Origin of the sequence: Klebsiella sp. BDA134-6, assembly GCF_015601345.1 — a bacterium.
In the GTDB taxonomy this organism is placed as follows: Bacteria; Pseudomonadota; Gammaproteobacteria; order Enterobacterales; family Enterobacteriaceae; genus Klebsiella; species Klebsiella grimontii.
The window spans coordinates 1360034-1377311 of record NZ_CP064784.1; the positions used below are offsets into that span (position 1 = coordinate 1360034).

14 protein-coding genes are annotated in these 17278 nt (G+C 55.6%); 11 read left to right on the plus strand and 3 right to left on the minus strand.

From position 1 onward, the window contains the following. Nucleotides 1-109: 109 nt before the first annotated feature. From clpP to IYV58_RS06280, 7 genes are all read left to right on the plus strand, one after another. Entirely contained in the window at nucleotides 110-733 is a 624-nt protein-coding gene (gene clpP / locus IYV58_RS06250) for an ATP-dependent Clp endopeptidase proteolytic subunit ClpP (RefSeq protein ID WP_003021624.1), read from the plus strand. 132 nt (nucleotides 734-865) lie between these two features. Continuing rightward, nucleotides 866-2140, plus strand: a complete 1275-nt coding sequence (clpX, locus tag IYV58_RS06255) for an ATP-dependent protease ATP-binding subunit ClpX (protein WP_004099538.1) — start codon at nucleotides 866-868, stop codon at nucleotides 2138-2140. 183 nt (nucleotides 2141-2323) lie between these two features. Further along, nucleotides 2324-4678, plus strand: a complete 2355-nt coding sequence (lon, locus tag IYV58_RS06260) for an endopeptidase La (protein ID WP_004099539.1) — start codon at nucleotides 2324-2326, stop codon at nucleotides 4676-4678. A 208-nt stretch (nucleotides 4679-4886) separates the two neighbouring features. Then, on the plus strand, nucleotides 4887-5159 hold the full coding sequence (hupB, locus tag IYV58_RS06265) for a nucleoid-associated protein HU-beta (protein ID WP_002444653.1): 273 nt from the start codon (nucleotides 4887-4889) through the stop codon (nucleotides 5157-5159). Between the two features lie 213 nt (nucleotides 5160-5372). Next, entirely contained in the window at nucleotides 5373-7247 is a 1875-nt protein-coding gene (gene ppiD / locus IYV58_RS06270) for a peptidylprolyl isomerase (RefSeq protein ID WP_004129812.1), read from the plus strand. A gap of 148 nt (nucleotides 7248-7395) precedes the next feature. Then, the gene (locus IYV58_RS06275) at nucleotides 7396-7764 is read left to right on the plus strand and encodes a helix-hairpin-helix domain-containing protein (RefSeq protein WP_004129816.1); all 369 of its coding nucleotides are present in this window, start codon (nucleotides 7396-7398) and stop codon (nucleotides 7762-7764) included. A 110-nt stretch (nucleotides 7765-7874) separates the two neighbouring features. After that, nucleotides 7875-8276, plus strand: a complete 402-nt coding sequence (locus IYV58_RS06280; RefSeq protein ID WP_004129818.1) for a YbgC/FadM family acyl-CoA thioesterase — start codon at nucleotides 7875-7877, stop codon at nucleotides 8274-8276. 225 nt (nucleotides 8277-8501) lie between these two features. On the opposite strand, the gene queC is transcribed toward IYV58_RS06280, so the two are convergent. Both queC and IYV58_RS06290 read right to left on the minus strand, forming a co-directional pair. Continuing rightward, a complete protein-coding gene (gene queC / locus IYV58_RS06285; protein WP_004129820.1) occupies nucleotides 8502-9197 on the minus strand; it encodes a 7-cyano-7-deazaguanine synthase QueC in 696 nt (231 codons plus the stop codon). Nucleotides 9198-9263: 66 nt separating this feature from the next. Continuing rightward, nucleotides 9264-10964 (minus strand): SgrR family transcriptional regulator, encoded by a 1701-nt coding sequence (locus IYV58_RS06290; RefSeq protein ID WP_004129822.1) that lies wholly within the window; start codon nucleotides 10962-10964, stop codon nucleotides 9264-9266. Between the two features lie 126 nt (nucleotides 10965-11090). Between IYV58_RS06290 and cof the strand changes: the two genes are divergently transcribed. Continuing rightward, nucleotides 11091-11909, plus strand: a complete 819-nt coding sequence (gene cof / locus IYV58_RS06295; protein ID WP_195729488.1) for an HMP-PP phosphatase — start codon at nucleotides 11091-11093, stop codon at nucleotides 11907-11909. A gap of 46 nt (nucleotides 11910-11955) precedes the next feature. Here the strand turns inward: cof and IYV58_RS06300 are convergent, their stop codons facing one another. Beyond that, nucleotides 11956-13008: a PLP-dependent cysteine synthase family protein gene (locus IYV58_RS06300; protein ID WP_004129828.1), complete on the minus strand. Its 1053-nt coding sequence runs from the start codon at nucleotides 13006-13008 to the stop codon at nucleotides 11956-11958. 115 nt (nucleotides 13009-13123) lie between these two features. On the opposite strand from IYV58_RS06300, the gene IYV58_RS06305 reads away from it, so the two are divergent. The 3 genes from IYV58_RS06305 to IYV58_RS06315 are packed head-to-tail and all read left to right on the plus strand — an operon-like array spanning nucleotide 13124 to nucleotide 17168. Continuing rightward, complete coding sequence (locus IYV58_RS06305; RefSeq protein WP_004129831.1) at nucleotides 13124-13582, plus strand: Lrp/AsnC family transcriptional regulator; 459 nt, start codon at nucleotides 13124-13126, stop codon at nucleotides 13580-13582. Between the two features lie 42 nt (nucleotides 13583-13624). After that, nucleotides 13625-15397, plus strand: a complete 1773-nt coding sequence (locus tag IYV58_RS06310; protein ID WP_049123374.1) for a SmdA family multidrug ABC transporter permease/ATP-binding protein — start codon at nucleotides 13625-13627, stop codon at nucleotides 15395-15397. Beyond that, a complete protein-coding gene (locus IYV58_RS06315; protein ID WP_049113915.1) occupies nucleotides 15390-17168 on the plus strand; it encodes a SmdB family multidrug efflux ABC transporter permease/ATP-binding protein in 1779 nt (592 codons plus the stop codon). The genes IYV58_RS06310 and IYV58_RS06315 overlap by 8 nt, the downstream gene beginning before the upstream one ends. Nucleotides 17169-17278: the final 110 nt, after the last annotated feature.

Sequence of the window (17278 nt, forward strand, 5' to 3'; positions counted from 1 at the left end):
AGCGTGCATCAATGCACTTCTGCCCGATGGCAGAAATTCTGGCTGATAATCCGTCCGTAAGGTTACAATCAGTGCAGCGGTTTTTTTCAAATTAATCCAGGAGACGGAAATGTCATACAGTGGCGAACGAGACAACTTTGCACCCCATATGGCCCTGGTGCCGATGGTCATTGAACAGACCTCACGCGGCGAACGTTCATTTGATATTTACTCCCGTCTGCTCAAGGAGCGCGTCATTTTTCTGACTGGCCAGGTAGAAGATCACATGGCTAACCTGATCGTGGCGCAGATGCTGTTTCTGGAAGCGGAAAACCCGGAAAAAGATATCTATCTGTACATTAACTCTCCGGGCGGCGTGATTACCGCCGGGATGTCGATTTACGACACTATGCAGTTCATCAAACCGGACGTCAGCACTATTTGTATGGGGCAGGCGGCTTCGATGGGCGCCTTCCTGCTGACCGCTGGGGCTAAAGGTAAGCGTTTCTGTCTGCCGAACTCCCGCGTGATGATTCACCAGCCGCTGGGCGGCTATCAGGGCCAGGCGACGGATATCGAAATCCACGCCCGCGAAATCCTGAAAGTGAAAGGCCGCATGAATGAACTAATGGCACATCATACTGGTCAATCCCTTGAGCAGATTGAGCGTGATACCGAGCGCGATCGTTTCCTGTCTGCCTCAGAAGCAGTGGAATACGGCCTCGTCGACTCCATTTTGACTCATCGTAATTGATGCCCCGGGCGCAAGGGGGCCGCTATACTTGTTTGTAAGAGGGCGGCACAACGCTTTCCAGCGGTTTGCGCCTGAGAATGGCATTTGCGTCGTCGTGTGCGGCACAAAGAACTTAATAAGAGGTTTGGACTCATGACAGATAAACGCAAAGATGGTTCGGGCAAACTGTTGTACTGCTCTTTTTGCGGCAAAAGCCAGCATGAAGTGCGTAAGCTAATCGCCGGGCCATCCGTGTATATCTGCGACGAATGCGTTGATTTATGTAACGACATCATTCGCGAAGAAATTAAAGAAGTCGCGCCGCATCGCGAGCGCAGTGCATTGCCGACTCCCCACGAGATTCGCCACCATCTGGACGATTACGTTATCGGCCAGGAGCCGGCGAAAAAAGTGCTGGCAGTGGCGGTATACAATCACTACAAACGTCTGCGCAATGGCGACACCAGCAACGGCGTTGAACTGGGTAAAAGCAACATTCTGCTGATCGGGCCAACCGGCTCCGGTAAAACGCTGCTGGCGGAAACGCTGGCGCGCCTGCTGGATGTGCCTTTCACCATGGCTGATGCCACCACCCTGACCGAAGCGGGTTACGTGGGTGAGGATGTGGAGAACATCATCCAGAAATTGTTGCAGAAGTGCGACTACGACGTGCAGAAAGCCCAGCGCGGTATCGTCTACATTGATGAGATTGACAAAATTTCCCGTAAATCGGATAACCCGTCGATCACCCGCGATGTTTCCGGCGAAGGCGTGCAGCAGGCGCTGCTGAAGCTTATTGAAGGTACCGTGGCCGCGGTTCCGCCGCAGGGCGGGCGTAAGCATCCGCAGCAGGAGTTCCTGCAGGTTGATACCTCTAAAATCCTGTTTATCTGCGGCGGCGCGTTTGCCGGTCTGGATAAGGTCATTTCCCACCGTGTCGAAACCGGCTCCGGCATTGGTTTCGGCGCGACGGTTAAGGCGAAGTCCGATAAAGCCAGCGAAGGTGAACTGCTGTCCCAGGTTGAGCCGGAAGATCTGATCAAGTTTGGTCTGATTCCTGAGTTCATTGGCCGTCTGCCTGTGGTGGCGACCCTGAGCGAGCTGAGCGAAGAAGCGCTGATTCAGATCCTCAAAGAGCCGAAAAACGCCCTGACTAAGCAGTATCAGGCGTTGTTCAGCCTTGAAGGCGCCGAGCTGGAGTTCCGCGACGAAGCGCTGGACGCTATCGCTAAGAAAGCGATGGCGCGTAAAACCGGTGCTCGCGGCCTGCGTTCTATCGTTGAAGCCGCGCTGCTCGATACCATGTACGATCTTCCGTCAATGGAAGACGTGGAAAAAGTGGTCATCGACGCTTCGGTTATCGATGGTCAGAGCAAGCCGCTGCTGATTTACGGCAAACCGGAAGCGCAGCAGGCGTCTGGTGAATAATTAACCAGTTTGCTCAAGCAGTTAACAAAAAGGGGGGATTTTATCTCCCCTTTTATTTTTCCTGCATTCCCGCCGTTGAATGTATGGAATACATCCCCATATACTGGTTTACATATTAACGGCGACGCGTCGTTGAATTGCGTCGTCGGCTACCTGGCGGACTTTAAACTAAGAGAGAGCTCTATGAATCCTGAGCGTTCTGAACGCATTGAAATCCCCGTATTGCCGTTGCGCGATGTGGTGGTTTATCCGCACATGGTCATACCCCTGTTTGTAGGGCGGGAAAAATCTATCCGTTGTCTCGAAGCAGCCATGGACCATGACAAAAAAATCATGCTGGTTGCGCAGAAAGAAGCCTCGACGGATGAGCCGGGTGTAAACGATCTTTTCACCGTCGGGACCGTGGCGTCTATTTTGCAAATGCTGAAGCTACCGGACGGGACTGTGAAAGTGCTGGTCGAAGGTTTACAGCGTGCGCGCATCTCTGCGCTGTCTGATAACGGCGAGCATTTTTCGGCGAAAGCGGAATATCTTGAATCGCCGGCGATTGACGAACGCGAGCAGGAAGTGCTGGTTCGTACCGCCATCAGCCAGTTTGAAGGCTACATCAAGCTGAACAAGAAAATCCCACCGGAAGTGCTGACGTCGCTCAATAGCATCGACGATCCGGCGCGTCTGGCGGATACCATCGCTGCGCATATGCCGCTGAAGCTGGCGGACAAACAGTCCGTGCTGGAGATGTCCGACGTGAACGAACGTCTGGAATATCTGATGGCGATGATGGAGTCGGAAATCGATCTGCTGCAGGTTGAAAAGCGTATTCGTAACCGCGTGAAAAAGCAGATGGAGAAATCTCAGCGCGAGTACTATCTGAATGAGCAAATGAAAGCCATTCAAAAAGAGCTCGGCGAGATGGATGACGCTCCGGACGAGAACGAAGCGCTGAAGCGTAAGATCGACGCGGCGAAAATGCCGAAAGAGGCAAAAGAGAAAACCGAAGCGGAACTGCAAAAACTGAAAATGATGTCCCCGATGTCGGCGGAAGCCACCGTCGTTCGCGGCTACATTGACTGGATGGTGCAGGTACCGTGGAACGCCCGCAGCAAGGTTAAAAAAGACCTGCGTCAGGCTCAGGAGATCCTCGATACCGATCACTACGGCCTTGAGCGCGTGAAGGATCGTATTCTTGAGTACCTCGCGGTGCAGAGCCGTGTTAACAAGCTCAAAGGGCCGATCCTGTGCCTGGTTGGGCCTCCGGGGGTAGGTAAAACCTCTCTCGGCCAATCTATCGCCAAAGCAACCGGACGCAAATATGTGCGTATGGCGCTGGGCGGCGTGCGTGATGAAGCGGAAATCCGCGGTCACCGCCGTACCTATATTGGCTCAATGCCGGGCAAACTGATCCAGAAAATGGCTAAAGTGGGCGTTAAAAACCCGCTGTTCTTGCTGGATGAGATCGACAAGATGTCTTCTGACATGCGCGGCGATCCGGCATCGGCGCTGCTCGAGGTGTTGGATCCGGAACAAAACGTGGCCTTTAACGACCACTATCTGGAAGTGGATTACGATCTCAGCGACGTGATGTTCGTTGCGACCTCTAACTCCATGAATATTCCGGCGCCGCTGCTGGATCGTATGGAAGTGATCCGCCTCTCCGGCTATACCGAAGATGAGAAGCTGAACATCGCCAAACGCCATCTGCTGTCAAAACAGATTGAGCGTAACGCGCTCAAGAAAGGCGAGCTGACGGTGGATGATAGCGCGATTATCGGCATCATTCGCTACTACACCCGTGAAGCGGGCGTGCGTGGTCTGGAGCGCGAAATCTCGAAACTGTGCCGCAAAGCAGTGAAACAGCTTCTGCTGGATAAGTCGCTGAAACACATCGAGATTAATGGCGACAACCTGCACGATTTCCTTGGCGTGCAGCGCTATGACTATGGCCGTGCGGATAGCGAAAACCGCGTAGGTCAGGTGACCGGCCTGGCGTGGACGGAAGTGGGCGGCGATCTGCTGACCATTGAAACCGCCTGCGTTCCGGGTAAAGGCAAGCTGACCTACACTGGTTCACTGGGTGAAGTCATGCAGGAATCCATCCAGGCGGCGTTGACGGTGGTTCGTTCACGTGCGGATAAGCTGGGTATTAACTCAGACTTTTACGAAAAACGTGATATTCACGTTCACGTGCCGGAAGGCGCTACGCCGAAGGATGGTCCAAGCGCCGGTATCGCGATGTGCACCGCGCTGGTTTCCTGCCTGACGGGTAATCCGGTACGCGCTGACGTGGCGATGACCGGTGAGATTACCCTCCGTGGCCAGGTATTGCCGATTGGTGGTCTGAAGGAAAAACTGTTGGCCGCGCATCGTGGCGGCATTAAGACTGTTCTGATTCCTGATGAAAATAAACGCGACCTTGAAGAAATTCCGGATAACGTTATCGCTGATTTAGATATCCATCCGGTAAAACGAATCGAGGAAGTTCTGGCACTTGCGCTGCAGAACGAACCGTTTGGAATGGAAGTCGTCACGGCAAAATAGTGATTTCGCGCAAATAGCGCTAAGAAAAATAGGGCTGGTAAGTAAATTCGTACTTGCCAGCCTTTTTTTGTGTAGCTAACTTAGATCGCTGGCAGGGGGGTCAATTACAACTCTGTTGTAAGGGCATGACAGTCCTGATATAACTGCTGCGCGGTCGCGCCACGAAGGATTCTGGTGCGATATAAATTATAAAGAGAGGAAGAGAACAGTGAATAAATCTCAACTGATTGACAAAATTGCTGCCGGTGCGGACATTTCTAAAGCCGCAGCTGGACGTGCGTTAGATGCTTTAATCGCTTCTGTTACTGAATCTCTGCAGGCTGGAGATGACGTTGCGCTGGTAGGGTTTGGTACTTTTGCTGTTAAAGAGCGCGCTGCCCGTACTGGTCGCAATCCGCAAACAGGCAAAGAAATCACCATTGCTGCTGCTAAAGTACCGGGTTTCCGCGCAGGTAAAGCGCTGAAAGACGCGGTAAACTGATCGACTTCCCCACTGGGGTCTGTGACGAAGTACAAGGGCGCATCGCAAGATGTGCCTTTTTTATTTGCCAGAATGCGACTTAATGTGAGTTTATACGCACTTGTGGGCTGACAATCACCCCGTTTTCTTGTCAAAATACGTCCTCACGCGCGGCGGCCATCACATGCTATGCTGCGCGAGCTAAAGTCATCTACAGCGGAGCGTTGTTACACCATGATGGACAACCTACGCACGGCCGCCAACAGCGTCGTGCTCAAGATTATTTTCGGTATCATTATCGTCTCGTTCATTTTGACCGGGGTGAGTGGTTACCTGATTGGCGGTGGCAACAACTATGCCGCAAAAGTTAATGACCAGGAGATTGGTCGCACACAGTTTGAGAATGCCGTTGCCAGCGAGCGTAATCGCATGCAGCAGCAGCTTGGCGACCAGTTCTCAGAGCTGGCGGCTAATGAAAATTACATGAAGACCATGCGTCAGCAGGTGCTGAACCGTCTGATTGACGAGGCGCTGCTCGATCAGTATGCCCGTGAGCTTGGTCTCAGCATCAGCGATGACCAGGTTAAGCAGGCGATCTTCCAGACCCAGGCTTTCCAGGCGGATGGCAAATTTGATAACGAGCGCTTCAGTCGTATCGTTAATCAGATGGGGATGACGACGGATCAGTACGCGCAGGCGCTTCGTAATCAGCTGACGACTCAGCAATTGATCAACGCCGTAGCCGGTACCGACTTTATGCTGCAGGGCGAATCCGACCAGCTGGCGGCGCTGGTTTCTCAACAGCGCGTCGTCCGTGAAGCAACTATCGACGTGAACGCGCTGGCGGCGAAGCAAACCGCTACCGACGATGAAATCAACGCCTTCTACCAGCAGAACCAGGCGCGTTTTATGGCCCCGGAGCAGTTCCGCGTAAGTTATATCAAGATGGACGCTGCGAGCATGCAGGAAAACGCCTCTGACGAAGAAATTCAGTCATGGTACGACCAGCATCAGGATCAGTTCACTCAGCCGCAGCGTAACCGCTACAGCATCATTCAGACCAAAACCGAAGCGGATGCCCAGGCTGTGCTCGATGAGCTGAAGAAAGGCGCAGACTTCGCCGCTCTGGCAAAAGAGAAATCAACCGACATCATCTCTGCCCGCAACGGCGGCGACATGGGATGGATGGACGATGCCGCAACCGTGCCGGAGCTGAAAGAAGCCGGTCTGAAAGAAAAAGGCCAGCTTTCTGGCGTGATTAAATCCTCCGTGGGTTTCCTCGTTGCCCGTCTGGACGACGTTCAGGCTGCGCAGGTTAAACCGCTGGCTGAGGTTCGCGATGATATCGCGGCGAAAGTGAAGCAGGAAAAAGCGCTGGATGCGTACTACGCGCTGCAGCAGAAAGTGAGCGACGCGGCGAGCAACGATAATGAGTCGCTGGCGGGCGCCGCCCAGGTTGCCGGTCTGAAAGTGGTTGAAACAGGTTGGTTTGGCCGTGACAGCCTGCCGCAAGAGCTGAACTTCAAGCCGGTCTCTGAAGCTATCTTCAACGGCGGCCTGGTTGGCGACAACGGCACGCCGGGCAGCAACTCCGATATCATCACCGTTGACGGCGATCGCGCGTTTGTTCTGCGCATCAGCGAGCACAAAGCGGAGGCGGTTAAGCCGCTGGCGGATGTGAAAGCGCAGGTAAGCGATATTGTTAAGCGCAACAAAGCGGAACAGCAGGCAAAGCTGGATGCTGATAAGCTGCTGACGGCCCTGAAAGAGGGTAAAGGCGATGAAGCGATGAAAGCCGCAGGCCTGAGCTTTGGCGCGCCGCAGACGCTGTCACGCACCGGTCAGGAAGCGCTGAGCCAGTCAGTCTTTGCGTTACCGTTGCCGCAGTCGGGTAAGCCAAGCTACGGCGTGGGCTCCGATCTGCAGGGCAACGTAGTGCTGCTGGCGCTGGAGGAAGTGAAAGCGGGTACGATGCCGGAAGAGCAGAAAAAAGCGATGATTCAGGGGATCACCCAGAATAACGCCCAGATCGCCTTCGAAGCGCTGATGAGCAACCTGCGTAAAGCGGCTAAAATTAAGGTCGGCGACATCATCGACCAGCAACAATAATTTCGCGCTGCTTCGCAAAAGCAAGTAACGTGATGTAATCCTCAAAGGCCGCTTTCGCGGCCTTTTCCATTTCTGCATTTTGCCTTTTGTACTCTTTTTCCCTCATCGCTATCGTGCTCTTGCTGTCAACAAACAAGGAGATAACAGCATGAAACGAGGAATGAAAACGCTTATTGCCGCAGTACTGGTTTGTGCGGCGGCGGGGAGTCAGATAGCGCAGGCGGCGCCCTCTGCGGGTAAAGCGTCGTCGACGGTAAAGGAGAGCGTGCAGTCGCCGCAGGCAAAAGCGCCGGATGGGTTAAACGCGGCCGACAGTGAGGGCACCAGGGTGAGTATTAATCACGCCAGTGCGGAGGAGTTGGCTAAGGCGTTGAATGGCGTCGGTCTGAAGAAAGCGCAGGCTATCGTGAGCTATCGCGAAGAGTACGGGCCGTTTAAAACCGTTGACGACCTTAAGCAGGTCCCCGGTATGGGCAACTCGCTGGTAGAGAGAAATCTGTCACATCTGAAGCTGTAAATTTTCAGCGGAAGTTTGCACAGTTGTTATTATTTGCCAGAATGAAGAGGTTACACCAGTGGTGTGACCTCTGACCTCAAAACAACAATTAGAGATAAGGCATTCGCGCTATGCAGACTCAAATCAAAGTTCGCGGCTATCACTTGGATGTATATCAGCACGTCAACAATGCGCGTTATCTGGAGTTTCTCGAAGAGGCGCGTTGGGATGGTCTGGAAAGCAGCCCGGCCTTCCACTGGATGACCGAGCGCAACATCGCTTTTGTGGTGGTGAATATCAATATCAACTATCGCCGACCAGCGGTACTGGGCGATGTGTTAACCGTCACCAGCAAGCTCGAAAAGCTCAATGGAAAAAGCGGGACGTTAAGCCAGGTGGTTACCCTCAATCCTAACGGCGAAGTGGTCGCCGATGCGCTTATCACCTTTGTCTGTATCGATCTTAAAACCCAGAAAGCGCTGCCGCTGGAGGGCGAACTGCGGGAGAAGCTGGAGCAGCTTGAGCCGCGCTAACTGGCCAGCCGGAGGGAGATGTCCCGGAGGCGGTGCTGCGCACCTGCCGGGGCTACACGTCCCCCGGCAGCCTGCGCTCCGGCAGCCCGGGCAGGCGCATCGCGCCGTCCCCGGGGCGAGGGCGCAGAAAGTTGCGGAATTTCCCCGTAGGCGCTGCAGCGTATCTGACCGGGCTAATCGCCTTCGGCCGCCAGCGGGGCTATTGCGCCGCCGGGAAGTAACCGCTTACTGGAGCCCGGTTTTTTGCTTCATCACCGTCATCACGCCAACCTTATCGCCAAGATAGTGGCTCAGGCCGTTGGCGCGTAGATTACAGGCGGCGCACTGCCCGCAGCCGTCGCCTTTAATGCCGTTATAGCAGGTCAGGGTTTCATGGCGCACTAGCTCTAACTGGCCCCAGTAATCGGCTAAGGCCCAGGTCTCGGCTTTGTTAAGCCACATCAGCGGCGTCTCGAAGCGAATATCTTTCGCCATTCCGAGGCTGACGGCATGGTGCAGCGCTTTCACAAACTCGTCTCGGCAGTCCGGATAGCCCGAAAAATCGGTCTCACAAACGCCGGTGATAATAGCTTCTGCCTTAACCTGATACGCGTAAATCGCCGTCAGGGTTAAAAACAGAATGTTGCGACCGGGGACAAAAGTATTGGGGATGCCGCTGGCGTCCGGCTCGTAATCCGGAATCGGAATGCTATCGCGGGTCAGGCTGCTGACCGCCAGTTCGTTAAGCAGCGTGACATCAAGGACCTTATGGGCGACGGCCCCCAGTTTTAGCGCCAGTTCGCGAGCAACGTCAATCTCCGCGCGGTGGCGTTGGCCATAATCAAAAGTGACGCAATGCACTTCATCATACTGTTGCAGAGCCTGCACCAGGCAGGTCGTCGAATCTTGTCCTCCGCTGAAGACAACTACGGCGCGTTTCATGATAATTCCTGACAATCGAAGTGAGGCGCATATGGTAGCGCCTGATGAGCGCGACCACCAGCTCTGTCACGGCGCTGAGGCCGGTAGCCAGGCGCTGGCGAAGTCAAACCAGCCTCGCGCGTTGAGTCGTAGCCCATTAACCCCCGGCGGTGCGCTGATCCGATAATTATAATTGAACAGTGGGGTCATGATGGCATCATCCATCAATCTGTCAAAGACGTTGCGCAAAGCTTCGCTGCGGCTGCGCTCGTCCGGTAGGGCCTGAACGGCATCCAGCGTCGCCTGAAGATGTGCATATTGCGCCCCGGTCAACAAATTAGGCCACAGCGCGTCGCAGCGTAGCCACTGCTCCAGAGCATAGACCGGCGCTTCGCCGATCAGGCGGTCGCCCATCATCAGGTCTGCTTTCGCAAACTGCTCGCAGCCATCCCAGTTTTTTGCATCATGAAAAATAATCGTCAGCTCGCAGCCCAGCTCTGCCAGTCGTTGCCGAAGCTGCTCCGCCATGGCGTGTAGCTCTACGGGAAGATGATAGAGCAGGGTAAGCCGTTCAGGCAGAGGGGTATCATGATTTTCAGGCCCCTGCGGAATAGACCAGCCCGGCAATACTTCATTGCTGGGCGCGATCAGATCCTCATCCAGCGGTAGGGTTTCTAACAGAGTGGAGCGATGAATCAGCGAGACCAGCCTTTGCGCCTGCGCTTTGTTAAGACGAGGGCTTTGGCGCAGCGTTAGATAGCAAAAACCGAGGCTAATACTGTTGCTGACCTGACGTAGTCTGGTCAGCTCGTCAGGATCGCCAATGGTTATCTGTACCGGATGACGACAGCTGGTGCCCAGATCCTGCTCGAACAGCTGCGGCGTGATCCAGAATTCCACGGCCTGCAGCAGCGGGTGAGTGAGATGATAGCGCTGATGGTTTTCCAGCCGTACCAGGTCCGGAGTAAATAATTTCAGGCGAAATGGTCCGCTGCCGATCGCCGAATTGTCCGGATGCGCCAGCACGCTGCAGTAGCTGGCAAGGCGGAACGGTAGCCAGTAATCGGCGCGATGCAGGGTGATAGTCAGACACTGGGAGTGGGGGATGTTAATCTCGCTAATACTGGCGAATAGCTTACGCAGTGAGGGTAGCTGCAGTAGCATCAAAAGCCGCTGCTGTAGCTGAGAGGTTTTAATCGGATCGCCGTTATGCCAGAACAAGGTTGAACGAATATAAAAATGCCAGCGCAGACCGTCAGGCGATACTTCCCAGTGATGGGCTAAATCGCCTATTGGACAGGTACTGCGCGCATCAAATCGGGTCAGGCCGGAAAATATCTCCCCGGCCAGGTGCTGTTCCGCCCTTCCCGGCATAAAACCCGGGCGTAGCGGCTCCAGTGGGCGGTAATAAGGAATACGCAGGGTTGGCGTATCGTTCTGCCATTGGCCGCCGAGAAAGGGGGAAAGCAGCGCTTTAAGCTCCACCGGCGCAAGCTGGGCCAGCTCGAGGGCATTTTGCTGCTGCCCTTTATTCAACGCCTGTTCCATCATTTCGTTGCGCAGCGTTTCCGGCGCTTTATAAAACTGAAGCAATCCGCGCTTTCCACGACCGGAGCTGGCTTGCCAGCTTAGCCAGCCGGATTCTTGCGCCTGGCGCAGCAGGGTACGGATATGGCGTTCGCTGCAAAAGCAGCGTCCCGCCAGCTCGCCGACGGTAACCTGCTGCGGCTCGCCCGAGGAGGGTTCCCAGAGCCGCTGGTACTGATGGAGACGGTTTAATAGCCTCATATCTGTTTAATCCTGCGCTATATTCGTAAACCCGGAACAATAAAATTCATCTATTCACTATTACTTCCGTATATCTCAGGCGATACTGCAACACAAGCAAAATCCACCACCATTGGGGAGCAGGAGATGGCAAGACTGGCTGCATTTGATATGGACGGTACGCTACTGATGCCGGACCATCGTCTGGGAGAAAAAACGCTGTCGACGCTAAAACGTCTGCGCGAGCGCGATATCACCCTGACTTTCGCCACCGGCCGTCATGCCCTGGAGATGCGCCACGTTATTGGCGAGTTTTCTCTGGATGCGTTTTTAATTACCGGCAACGGGACGCGCATTCACTCTCTGGAGGGCGAAGAGCTGTATCGCCGCGATCTGGCCCCCGATGTGGCGGAAGAGGTGCTGCACAGCGCCTGGGAAACCTCGGCCAGTATGCATTTCTTCAACGACGGCGGCTGGTACACCGGGCAGGAGATTCCCGAAATTTTGAAAGCGCACGTTTTTAGCGGTTTTCGTTACCAGCTGTACGATCCAAAGCGGATGCCGGCGCATCAGGTTACGAAAATCTGCTTCTGCGGCGATCATGACGATCTGCGGCGGCTGCGGATCCAGCTGAATGAAGCGCTCGGCGGCCGGGCGGATCTCTGTTTTTCAGCGATGGATTGTCTTGAAGTTTTGCCCGGCGGCTGTAACAAAGGAGCGGCTCTGGCGGTACTAAGCCAGCATCTTGGCCTGACGTTGCAGGATTGCATGGCGTTCGGTGACGCCATGAACGATCGGGAAATGCTCGGCAGCGTTGGCCGGGGGATGATTATGGGCAATGCGATGCATCAGCTGAAAAATGAACTTCCGCATCTACCGGTTATTGGCGACTGCCGTCATCAGGCCGTTTCCCACTTTTTGACTCATTGGCTGGATAATCCTGATCTTCCTTATTCCCCCGAATAAAGAGACCCTGCCAGCAAGCCAGATATCCTGTGATATCTGGCTTTTTTTATTTTGCTCGCAGCATGTCGGCGATCTGTGCCTGCCACGGGGAAATATCGCCAATATTGGCCGTCACCCACTGCGGATTGTAGTAGCTCTCCAGATAACGTTCGCCGCTGTCGCACAGCAGCGTAACGAGGGAGCCGCTGCGCCCCTCCTGGCGCATCCGTACGGCCAGTTGCAGTACGCCCCACATATTGGTGCCGGTTGATGCGCCGACTTTACGCCCGAGCAGCGTTTCCAGCCATAGGGCAGTGGCGACGCTGGCGGCATCCGGTACCCGCAGCATCTCATCGACCACATCGGGAATAAATGAAGGTTCAACGCGCGGGCGGCCAATACCCTCAATTTTGCTACCGACCGGGCTGCGCAGGCTGGCGTCGCGGCTTTGCCAGTAGTCCAAAAACACTGAGTTTTGTGGGTCAACCACCATCAGCTGCGTATCGTAACCCTGACTACGAATGTAGCGGCCAATGGTTGCTGAGGTACCGCCGGTGCCCGCGCTCATCACGATATACGACGGCTGCGGGTGCGGCTCATGGCTCATCTGACGGAAGATACTGTCGGCGATATTATTATTTCCCCGCCAGTCGGTCGCCCGTTCGGCAAAGGTAAACTGATCCATATAATGCCCGTTCAGCTCTCGAGCCAGAGTCTCGGAGGCGGCATAGATTTCGCAGGCGCTATCGACAAAATGACAGCGGCCGCCGTAGAACTCAATTTGTTCAATTTTACGTTTTGCCGTACAGGAAGGCATCACGGCGATAAACGGCAGGCCTAACAGACGGGCGAAGTAGGCTTCGGAGACGGCGGTCGAACCCGAAGAGGATTCAATAATCGTCGTCCCTTCTTTAATCCAGCCGTTGCACAGACCATAGAGGAACAGCGAGCGGGCCAGACGATGCTTCAGGCTACCGGTTGGATGGGTGCTTTCATCTTTCAGATAGAGCTGGATCCCAGGGAACTCCGGGAGCGCCAGACGAATCAGGTGCGTATCGGCGGAACGCTGATAATCGGCATTAATTTCACTAATCGCGTGTTTTATCCAGGCGCTGTTCATCTCGGTTTCCTGTTTGTCATTTTGTGCCCAGCTTAGCGGAATTCGAAGGAAAAATTGTTGCCATTTAGCCTTTGAATTACAATTAATGGAGTAAATTTTTCTCCTGAGGTGAGTAATGTTAGATAAAATTGACCGTAAGCTGCTTTCTTTACTGCAAACCGACTGTACCCTCTCTTTGCAGGCGCTGGCTGATGCCGTTAATCTGACCACCACACCATGCTGGAAGCGCCTGAAGCGTCTGGAAGACGAAGGTATCCTGCGCGGGCGAGTCGCTCTGCTGGATGCGGAAAAGGTCGGGCTTGGGCTGACGGCGTTTGTGCTGATTAAGACTCAGCACCACAGTAGCGACTGGTATTGCCGCTTCGTCAGCGAGGTCACCCAGATGGCGGAGGTTCTCGGTTTCTGGCGTATGGCGGGGGAGTATGACTACCTGCTGCGGGTCCAGGTTGCGGATATGAAAAGCTATGATGATTTTTATAAACGCCTGGTAAACAGCGTACCGGGGCTCTCGGATGTCACTTCGAGTTTTGCCATGGAACAGATAAAATACACGACAGCCTTGCCGATTGATTAACGGCATCAGCCGCTACGAATTACACACTCAGGATTTAACTGCTTGCGATTATTTGCTCAACTTAGCTGGTATTTCCGCCGGGAGTGGCGCCGTTACCTTGGCGCTATTGCTCTGCTGATCGTGATTGCCATCCTGCAACTGGTGCCGCCAAAGGTGGTGGGCATCGTGGTTGATGGCGTCACAAAACAACATTACACCGCGGAAAAGGTGTGGATGTGGATTGGCCTGCTGGTCGTTATTGCGGTGATGGTATATCTGCTGCGCTACGTCTGGCGGGTGCTGCTTTTCGGCGCTTCTTATCAGCTGGCCGTCGAACTGCGTGAGGATTTCTATCGCCAGCTCAGCCGCCAGCATCCGGCCTTTTACCTGCGCCATCGTACCGGCGATCTGATCGCGCGGGCGACCAACGACGTGGATCGGGTGGTATTCGCCGCTGGCGAAGGAGTGTTAACGCTGGTGGACTCCCTGGTGATGGGCTGCGCGGTGCTGATCGTGATGTCGACGCAAATCAGCTGGCAGTTAACCCTGCTGGCGCTGCTGCCGATGCCGCTGATGGCGCTGGCGATCAAACGTAACGGCGATGCATTACACGAGCGTTTTCGCGTCGCTCAGGCGGCGTTCTCCAGCCTTAACGACCGCACCCAGGAGAGCCTCACCAGCATCCGCATGATCAAAGCCTTTGGTCTCGAAGATCGACAGTCGGCGCTGTTTGCCGCCGATGCCGCGGATACCGGCGCCAAAAATATGCGCGTGGCGCGCATCGACGCGCGCTTCGACCCGACGATTTATATCGCCATCGGTACTGCTAACCTGCTGGCCATCGGCGGCGGCAGTTGGATGGTGATCCAGGGCAGCCTGACCCTTGGACAGCTCACCAGCTTTGTGATGTACCTTGGCCTGATGATTTGGCCGATGCTGGCGCTGGCGTGGATGTTTAACATCGTTGAGCGCGGTAGCGCGGCCTATGCGCGCATTCGCACCATGCTGGAAGAGGCGCCGGCGGTGAACGACGGCAGCGAGCCGACGCCGGAAGGCCGCGGTACGCTCAGCGTCGCCGTGCGCGAGTTTATCTACCCACAGGCGAATAAGAGCTCGCTGGAAAAGGTCAACTTTACGCTACAGCCCGGGCAGATGCTGGGGATTTGCGGGCCGACCGGCTCCGGCAAGAGCACTATTCTGGCGCTGATTCAGCGCCACTTTGACGTGACTGAAGGCGATATCCGCTTCCACGACGTTCCCCTGACCCAGCTACAGCTCGATAGCTGGCGCGCCCGCCTGGCGGTGGTTAATCAGACACCGTTCCTGTTCTCCGATACCGTCGCCAGCAACATCGCCCTTGGTAAACCGGACGCCACGCAGGAGCAAATCGAGCACGTTGCGCGGCTTGCCAGCGTGCATGAGGATATCCTGCGCCTGCCGCAGGGATATAACACCGAAGTCGGCGAGCGTGGCGTGATGCTTTCCGGCGGGCAAAAGCAGCGAATTTCCATCGCCCGCGCGCTGCTGCTGGAGGCGGAGATTCTGATCCTTGATGATGCCCTGTCGGCGGTGGATGGTAGAACAGAGCACGAGATTTTGCATAACCTGCGGCAGTGGGGAGAAGGGCGGACGGTGATCATTAGTGCCCATCGCCTGTCGGCGTTGACCGAGGCCAGCGAAATTCTGGTAATGCAGCACGGGCATATTGCCCAGCGCGGTCGCCATGAGGCGCTGGCGGCGCAGCCGGGCTGGTATCGGGACATGTACCGTTATCAGCAGCTGGAAGCGGCGCTGGATGATGTCCCGCTGGAAGATGAGGAGATCACCGGTGCGTAGTTTCACTGAACTCTGGCCGACCTTAAAGCGCCTGCTGGCCTACGGCTCCCCGTGGCGTAAACCGTTGGTGATTGCCGTTGCCATCATGTGGGTTGCGGCGGTGGCGGAAGTCAGCGGTCCGCTGCTGATCAGCTATTTCATCGACAATATGGTGGCGAAGAACTCGCTGCCGTTGAAGCTGGTTTGTGGTCTCGCCGTAGCCTATATCGGCCTGCAACTCCTTGCCGCTGGCCTGCATTACTGCCAGGCGTTGCTGTTTAATCGTGCGGCGGTCGGCGTGGTGCAGCAGCTGCGCAGCGACGTCATGGATGCCGCGCTGCGCCAGCCGCTCAGCGAGTTTGATACGCAGCCGGTCGGGCAGCTCATCTCACGGGTGACCAACGATACCGAAGTCATTCGTGATCTGTACGTGACCGTGGTGGCCACCGTACTGCGGAGCGCCGCCTTGATTGGCGCGATGCTGGTGGCGATGTTCAGCCTTGACTGGCGGATGGCGCTGGTGGCTATCGCTATTTTCCCGGCGGTGCTGATCGTGATGATGATTTATCAGCGCTACAGCACGCCAATCGTCAGACGGGTCCGCGCCTGGCTGGCGGATATCAACGATGGTTTTAATGAAGTGATTAACGGCATGGGCGTTATCCAGCAGTTCCGCCAGCAGGCGCGTTTCGGCGAGCGGATGCGCGAGGCCAGTTATGCGCACTATCTGGCGCGTATGCAAACTCTGCGTCTTGATGGCTTCCTGCTGCGTCCGCTGCTAAGCCTGTTCTCTTCATTAATTCTCTGCGGCCTGCTGATGCTGTTTGGTTTCAGCAGTAGCGGAACGATCGAAGTCGGGGTGCTCTACGCCTTTATTAGCTATCTTGGACGACTGAACGAGCCGCTGATCGAGCTGACCACCCAGCAGTCAATGCTGCAGCAGGCGGTCGTCGCGGGCGAGCGCGTCTTCGAGCTGATGGATAAACCGCGTCAGGCGTGGGGTGAAGATAGCGAGCCGCTGCGCAGCGGAGCAATTAGCATCGATCATCTCTCTTTTGCCTACCGCGACGATAGCCTGGTGTTGCAGGATATTAATCTCGATATCCCGTCCCGCAGCTTTGTAGCGCTGGTTGGCCATACCGGGAGCGGTAAAAGCACCCTGGCCAGCCTGATGATGGGCTACTACCCGTTAACTCAGGGAGAGATTCGCATCGACGGTCGGCCGCTTTCTTCCTTGAGCCACAGCGCGCTGCGTCAGGGGATTGCGATGGTGCAGCAGGATCCGGTGGTGCTGGCTGATACCTTCTATGCCAACGTTACCCTCGGTCGCGACATTAGCGAAGAGCAGGTCTGGGAGGCGCTGGAAGCGGTCCAGCTGGCAGATCTGGCCCGTGAAATGGAAAAGGGGATTTATACGCTGCTGGGCGAGCAGGGGAATAATCTCTCCGTTGGTCAGAAACAGCTGCTGGCGCTGGCGCGGGTGCTGGTTGATACGCCGCAGGTGCTGATTCTTGATGAGGCGACGGCCAATATTGATTCCGGTACCGAGCAGGCGATTCAGCAAGCTCTGGCGCGAGTGCGTGAGCACACGACGCTGGTGGTGATTGCGCACCGCTTATCGACCATCGTCGAGGCCGATACGATCCTGGTGCTGCACCGCGGTCAGGCCGTAGAGCGCGGAAACCATCAGCAGCTGCTGGCGGCCAAAGGCCGCTATTGGCAGATGTATCAGCTGCAGCTGGTTGGCGAAGAGCTGGCGGCCAGCTCGCAGGAAGAGTCGCTGATCGCCTGATGCACCATAATCAGGCAGTCGCGATAGCGCGGCCTGAGGTGGTGCAAAAACGTCACACATTGCGCACTGAAATGGTGCAACTTTAGCCGAAAGAGCCAATTTGCCGCTTC

Bases quoted from the DNA above. Each gene is read 5' to 3' on its own strand.
- clpP (WP_003021624.1), top strand. From the start codon at position 110: ATGTCATACAGTGGCGAACGAGACAACTTTGCACCCCATATGGCCCTG.
- clpX (WP_004099538.1), top strand. From the start codon at position 866: ATGACAGATAAACGCAAAGATGGTTCGGGCAAACTGTTGTACTGCTCT.
- lon (WP_004099539.1), top strand. From the start codon at position 2,324: ATGAATCCTGAGCGTTCTGAACGCATTGAAATCCCCGTATTGCCGTTG.
- ppiD (WP_004129812.1), top strand. From the start codon at position 5,373: ATGATGGACAACCTACGCACGGCCGCCAACAGCGTCGTGCTCAAGATT.
- IYV58_RS06275 (WP_004129816.1), top strand. From the start codon at position 7,396: ATGAAACGAGGAATGAAAACGCTTATTGCCGCAGTACTGGTTTGTGCG.
- IYV58_RS06280 (WP_004129818.1), top strand. From the start codon at position 7,875: ATGCAGACTCAAATCAAAGTTCGCGGCTATCACTTGGATGTATATCAG.
- queC (WP_004129820.1), bottom strand. From the start codon at position 9,197: ATGAAACGCGCCGTAGTTGTCTTCAGCGGAGGACAAGATTCGACGACC.
- IYV58_RS06290 (WP_004129822.1), bottom strand. From the start codon at position 10,964: ATGAGGCTATTAAACCGTCTCCATCAGTACCAGCGGCTCTGGGAACCC.
- cof (WP_195729488.1), top strand. From the start codon at position 11,091: ATGGCAAGACTGGCTGCATTTGATATGGACGGTACGCTACTGATGCCG.
- IYV58_RS06300 (WP_004129828.1), bottom strand. From the start codon at position 13,008: ATGAACAGCGCCTGGATAAAACACGCGATTAGTGAAATTAATGCCGAT.
- IYV58_RS06305 (WP_004129831.1), top strand. From the start codon at position 13,124: ATGTTAGATAAAATTGACCGTAAGCTGCTTTCTTTACTGCAAACCGAC.